The sequence below is a fragment of the Brevundimonas sp. genome, from assembly GCF_016463295.1.
GTDB lineage: Bacteria > Pseudomonadota > Alphaproteobacteria > Caulobacterales > Caulobacteraceae > Brevundimonas.
The window spans coordinates 1-5946 of the sequence record NZ_JAEMRO010000107.1; the positions used below are offsets into that span (position 1 = coordinate 1).

At 67.5% G+C, this 5946-nt stretch carries 5 protein-coding genes; all 5 read right to left on the bottom strand.

From position 1 onward, the window contains the following. Positions 1-217: 217 nt before the first annotated feature. From ftsA to murC, 5 genes are read right to left on the bottom strand one after another with little or no spacing between them, the layout of a single operon-like run. Positions 218-1543 carry a cell division protein FtsA gene (gene ftsA, locus JHC81_RS13350; RefSeq protein WP_292175487.1) on the bottom strand — a complete coding sequence of 442 codons (1326 nt, stop codon included), beginning with the start codon at positions 1541-1543 and terminating at the stop codon, positions 218-220. A gap of 23 nt (positions 1544-1566) precedes the next feature. After that, complete coding sequence (locus JHC81_RS13355; protein WP_292175488.1) at positions 1567-2454, bottom strand: cell division protein FtsQ/DivIB; 888 nt, start codon at positions 2452-2454, stop codon at positions 1567-1569. Continuing rightward, entirely contained in the window at positions 2442-3377 is a 936-nt protein-coding gene (locus JHC81_RS13360) for a D-alanine--D-alanine ligase (RefSeq protein ID WP_292175489.1), read from the bottom strand. Before JHC81_RS13360 ends, JHC81_RS13355 begins: the two co-directional genes overlap by 13 nt. A gap of 12 nt (positions 3378-3389) precedes the next feature. After that, positions 3390-4301 (bottom strand): UDP-N-acetylmuramate dehydrogenase, encoded by a 912-nt coding sequence (murB, locus tag JHC81_RS13365; protein ID WP_292175491.1) that lies wholly within the window; start codon positions 4299-4301, stop codon positions 3390-3392. Further along, entirely contained in the window at positions 4298-5737 is a 1440-nt protein-coding gene (gene murC / locus JHC81_RS13370; RefSeq protein WP_292175492.1) for a UDP-N-acetylmuramate--L-alanine ligase, read from the bottom strand. Before murC ends, murB begins: the two co-directional genes overlap by 4 nt. Positions 5738-5946 lie beyond the last annotated feature (209 nt).

Consider the following 5946-nt stretch of genomic DNA (forward strand, 5'->3'; position numbering starts at 1 on the left):
AAAGCATGTGTGGGGCCCCAACCAGAAAAAGGATTCAAGACATGGATTCCACCGAACAGCGGAATCCACTTCGGTTCAGGCTTAACAGCCTCAGCGTCCACGGCAAGCGATTGTGTCCGCTTGGAGGCCAATCAAGGCCGCAGATGTTACAATCTGGACACACTGCCGTCATGCGCGAGGCAAATAGGGCGCAAAAGGCGCAGAATCCTCGCCAGGCCTACAGGTTCTTCTGCAGCCAGCCGGCCATTCGCGCCACAATGCCGCCCTGATGAACGCGGGGCGCATCGGCAGCCGTGATCTGGCGGGACATGAGTTTGCGGGCCGAAACGGCCTCTCGCGGACCATAGGCGGCGCGCAGCAGAACGCCCGCCGCGGAGCAGAACGCGGGACCGGAGGCGGCGTCGGCCAAATGAGGCGCGCGTTGCGGCTTGCCCAGGCGCACCGGACGGTCGAACACGCGCACGGCCAGTTCGCGCACTCCATTCAGCTGGCTGGCCCCGCCTGTCAGGACGATGCCCGCACCGGGCTCCAGAACGCCTGCGGCCTTCAGCCGGTCACGCAGCAGTTCCAGCGTCTCCTCGACGCGAGGCGCAATGACGGTCTTCAGCATGGCGCGGGGCACGACGACGGACCCCGCGGACGGGTCCTCGCCACGTGGCGGGGCCTCAAGCATCTCGCGATCTTCATGCGCGGCGGCCATGGCCGAGCCGTGCAGGGTCTTCAGACGCTCGGCCCCGGCGCGGGATGTCGACAGGCCACGGGCGATGTCGGAGGTGACGTGGTCGCCGCCGACATTGATCGATTCGATATGCAGCAGGGACCGACCGGCCCAGACGGCCGCCGTGGTGGAGCCCGCGCCCATGTCGATACAGACGCAGCCCAGGTCCATCTCGTCGTCTTCCAGCGCGGCCAGTGACGACACCACTGGAGCCGATGCGACGCCCTGAAGGTCGAGATGGGCCAGTTCCAGGCAATGGCTCAGGCCGTTGAAGGCGCTCTCGGCCATGGAGACCACCAGCAGATCGAGGCCCAGCGACGTGCCACGCATGGCGCGCGGGTCATGCACACCCTTGGCCCCGTCGACCGACCAGTTGATCGGCAAAACATGGATCGGGCGGCGGTTGGGATAGCGGATCTGGGCCAGGGCCATGGCGATGGCGCGGGCCAGATCGGCGTCGCCGACGGGATTGCTGCCCAAGGAGACGCGGGCCTGAACCCTGTGGCTGGCCATCTGGCCGATGGCGGTGGTGACGACGACGCCGGAGACGGGCGAGCCCGCCGCCTTCTCCGCCCGCTCAACCGCATGGCCGATGGCTTGGGCCGCCTCGTCCATATTGACGATGCCGCCGCCGCGCACGCCGCGCGACTGGACGTGGCCGGCCCCGGCGACCCGGATGGTGCGATCGGCGTGGCGCACGCCCTCTGGCTTCATGATGAAACAGGCGACCTTGGACTGACCCAAGTCCAGCGCGGCCACGACGGGCGCACGCCCTGCCGCGCCCTTGGCACCGTTGATCGTCTTTTCCGTCGTCCGCACAGCCATGATCGTCTCTTCTTGTTCTTATCTCAGGTCGCGCTGTCGGAGCGCCGTACGGCCAGCTCCTCGGGCGTTCGCAGATCGATGCGGGCAAAGCCCAGCTCCAACAGCCGCTCGCGCTGATCCAGCGCATCCAGGCGGATCAGGGCGGCTTCCTGGTCGGTGGCGGGCAGCTGGATCAGGCCGCCATCCTTGAGCAGGAGGTTCCAGCGGCGATTGTCGACGCGCACCATGGCCTCGACCCGGCTCTGCAGGCGCGGACGCTCGGCGATCAGCGGCAGGATTTCGGACGCCGTCTCATTGGCCCCCGCCCCGACGACCAGCGGCAGGTTGGGATAGCGACCCGCATCGGCCCCCTCGATCACCTGACCCTTGGCGTCGACGACGAAGTTGCGACCGCCGGACTGCCAGACCGCCAGACGGTCGTGTTCGATCACCTGAACCACCAGCCGGTCGGGCAGCAGGCGGACGACCCGCGCCTCCTTGACCCAGCCGACCTGTTCCACCCGCTGGCGGATCGCGTCGAGGTCGAGGGAGGTCATGGGCTGATTGGCGCTCGCGCCTATGGCCCGGCGGATGGCGGCATTGGCTTCGGGAGACTCGCCGCGAATATCGACCTGGGCCAGCTTCAGCCCCATGGCGGCGGTTGCGCCGTCCAAGCCATTGGACATGGAGTTGCCGATCCGTTCGGCCCGCGCGCCGGTCGCCAGAACGCCGCCCAGAACAACCACGCCGGCGACCATGGCGATGATCACGGCGCGGGGCGACATGTCCAGCCGACCCAGCACCGCCATCTTGCCGGGCACGCCGGGGGCGTTTTTGGGCGTGCGGCCGCGACCGCCCGATTTCGGGGCGGCGGCGCGTTTGGGAGGCTGGCCGGCATTCTGTCGCCGACCGCCGCGCACTACCGCGGGCATGAGGCGTCCTCCACCATCCATCGGACCAGGGTTGGGTAGTCCATACCGACATGGGCCGCCTGCTCTGGAACCAGAGACGTGGGGGTCATGCCGGGCTGGGTATTGACCTCCAACAAGACGAGATCGTCGTTAATATCGTCATAACGAAAGTCCGAACGCGACACGCCGCGACAGCCCATGGCGACATGGGCCAGTTCCGACTGACGCAGGGCCCGCTCGAACACCGCGGGCGGCAGCTGGGCCGGCAGGACGTGACGCGATCCGCCCGGCGCATATTTGGCCTCGTAGTCATAGAAGCCCTTGGTCGGGGTGATGTCGGTGACGGTCAGGGCGCGGGGCCCGTCCGCCTCGCCGACGACGGTCACGGCCAGTTCGGCCCCGGCGATGAAGGGCTCGACCATCACCAGATCGCCATAGGTCCAGTCGTCGGCGGCGGGCGCGGCGCAGGGCCCCTCGCCTGCCCGCACCAGATAGACGCCGACGGACGAGCCCTCGGCATTGGGCTTGATGACATAGGGCGGCGGGATGACGTGGCCAGACGCCACGGCGAAACGATCGAACAGGCCGCCGCCCGGCACGACGACGCCCGCGGCCCGAAGCACGGCTTTAGATTTGTCCTTGTCCATCGCCAGAGCCGACGAGAGCACGCCGGAGTGGGTATAGGGGATCTGCAGCGTCTCCAGAATGCCCTGGACGCAGCCGTCCTCGCCCCATTCGCCATGCAGGGCGTTGAAGACGACGTCGGGTTTGAGCGCGGTCAGAACCTGGGCCAGATCGCGGCCCGCATCGACGCGTGTGACCCTGGCGACCTGCCCTTCCAGCGCATCGGCGCAGCCCTTGCCGGAGGACAGCGACACCTCTCGCTCGGACGACAGTCCGCCCATCAGGACGGCGACGTGCAGATCAGCGAGGGGGCGGGTCATGGGGCAATGAACTCAGAGCGGGCGGCCGATCCTCTTGATCTCCCAATCAAGGTTTACGCCGAGTTTACTTTTCACATCCGCGCGGACGGTTTCGCCCAATCCCTCGATATCGGCCGCCGTCGCCTCGCCCGGATTGATCATGAAGTTGGAGTGGAGCTCGCTGAACATGGCCCCGCCGCCGGTTTCGCGATGCAGCTTGCCGCGCCAGCCCGCCTCATCGACCAGTTTCCAGCTCGAATGGCCGGGCGGGTTCTTGAAGGTGGAGCCGCCAGTCTTTTCGCGGATCGGCTGGGTCTGTTCGCGTCGGCTGGTGATCTCGGCGATGCGGGCGGCGACGGCTTCGGGCGCGTCGGGCGTGCCGCGATAGGTGGCCTCGATCCAGATGATGTCGGCGGGAGCCTTGGAATGACGATAGGTGTAGCCGAAGTCAGCCAGGGTATAGTCCACGCGCTGACCCGATCGTGTCAGGCCCCAGGCGGAGACAAGGATGTCCTTAGTTTCCGAGCCATAGCAGCCCGCATTCATGGTCAGGGCCCCGCCGATCGTGCCGGGGATGCCCGCATAGAATTCCAGCCCCGCAAGCCCGGCCTTGGCCGAGGCCTTGGCGACCATGGAATCGAGTGCGCCCGCCCCCGCCGTGATGGTGTTGCCGTGGGTCGTGATCCCGGCGAACGGACGCCCTGCCAGGCGGATCACCACGCCCTCAACGCCACCGTCGCGCACGATGACGTTGGAGCCGACGCCGAGCACAGTCAGGGGGACGGCTGGATCGAGCGCCTTCAGGAAGTCGGCGAGGTCGTCGGGGTCTGCGGGAATGAACAGGGCGTCGGCAGCACCGCCCACGCGGAACCAGGTGAAGGGCGCGAGAGGTTCGTCGCGGAGCAGCTTGCCGCGGACGGAGGGAAGGCTGTCTTGCCAGCTCAAGACCGCGCCTCCAACTGCCCCGGCAGGGCATAGGCCCACTGGGTGATGTCGCCGGCGCCCAGCAGGACGACCAGATCGCCCGGCTTGGCTTCGTCGGCAACGACACCGACCAGCGCCTCCACGCCCGCCAATGCCTGGACCGAGCGGTGGCCGAAGCGGCGGATGCCGTCGACGAGGGCGTGTTTGTCGATGCCGTCCAGAGGCTCCTCGCCCGCCGCATAGACGTCGGCCACGATCACGGCGTCGGCGTCGGAGAAGCAGGTCGAGAACTCCTCCATCAGGTCGCGCAGGCGGGTGTAGCGGTGCGGCTGAACCACGGCGATGACGCGGCCGTGGCCGTCTGCGTTCTGGGCCACCTGGCGGGCGGCCTTGAGGACGGCGGCGATCTCGACCGGGTGGTGGCCATAGTCATCGACGATGCGCACGCCGTTGACGACGCCGGTGGTGGTGAAGCGGCGCTTGACCCCGCCGAATCCGGCCAGACCGGCCTTGATGGCGGCGTCGTCCACGTCCAGCTCGCGCGCGACGGCGATGGCGGCCAGCGCATTGGCGATGTTGTGCCCACCGGCCATGGGCAGGTGCAGGCCCTCGATCCGCGTTTCATCGGCCTCTGTGCCCGCGCCCTTGAAGACGGCGTCGAAGCGACAGCCGTCCGGGCCCATGTCGATGTTGTCGGCCCGGACCATGGCCTGGGGGTTCAGGCCATAGGTGACCAGGCGCCGGTTATCGATGGCGGCGACCAGACGCTGGACCTCCGGGTGGTCCAGACAGACGGCGGCGAAACCGTAGAAGGGGATGTTCTCCACGAAATCGACGAAGGCCTTCCGCACCCCGTCGAAGTCGCCGTAGTGATCCAGGTGCTCCGGGTCGATGTTGGTGACGATGGCCACTGTGGATTTCAGGCGCAGGAAGCTGCCGTCGCTCTCGTCCGCCTCGACCACGATCCAGTCGCCGTCGCCGACCTTGGCGTTGGTGCCATAGGCGTTGATGATGCCGCCGTTGACCACCGTCGGGTCCAGACCGGCCGCGTCCAGCAGGGCCGCGACCATGGAGGTCGTCGTCGTCTTGCCGTGGGTGCCGCCCACCGCGATGGAGAATTGCAGCCGCATCAGCTCGGCCAGCATCTCGGCCCGGCGGACCAGGGGGATGCGGCGGGCGCGCGCCTCGACCATTTCCGGATTGGTCGGCTGGACCGCCGTGGAATAGACCACCGCCGAGACGCCCTCGCCGACGTGGGCGGCGTCATGGCCGATGAAGATGCGCGCCCCCAGCTTTTCCAGCCGCTCTGTGTTGGCCGATGATTTGGCGTCCGAACCCTGAACCGAATAGCCGATCTTGAGCATGATTTCGGCGATGCCGCTCATGCCGATGCCGCCTATGCCGACGAAATGCACAGGGCCGAGATTGAAGGGGACGGGTCGAAGGCGCGCGATCATCGGAAGCGATTAGCAAACGGGGGGAGCGACGCAAGGTGCTCCTTCCTCTGCAAGCGATGTCAAAGACTGGACGTGCGTCCGCGCCGCCGGGATTTCCGTCGGTCGAAGGTGGGATGGGCCGGCGGAGCGCCGGGCGCGATGCCCGGAGACCGTTGGGAATGTGTGTTTCGGCATCGCGTCGTCGCTCCGCACGAGATGTCTGACCGGTG

Bases quoted from the DNA above. Each gene is read 5' to 3' on its own strand.
- murC (WP_292175492.1), bottom strand. From the start codon at position 5,737: ATGATCGCGCGCCTTCGACCCGTCCCCTTCAATCTCGGCCCTGTGCAT.
- ftsA (WP_292175487.1), bottom strand. From the start codon at position 1,543: ATGGCTGTGCGGACGACGGAAAAGACGATCAACGGTGCCAAGGGCGCG.
- JHC81_RS13355 (WP_292175488.1), bottom strand. From the start codon at position 2,454: ATGCCCGCGGTAGTGCGCGGCGGTCGGCGACAGAATGCCGGCCAGCCT.
- JHC81_RS13360 (WP_292175489.1), bottom strand. From the start codon at position 3,377: ATGACCCGCCCCCTCGCTGATCTGCACGTCGCCGTCCTGATGGGCGGA.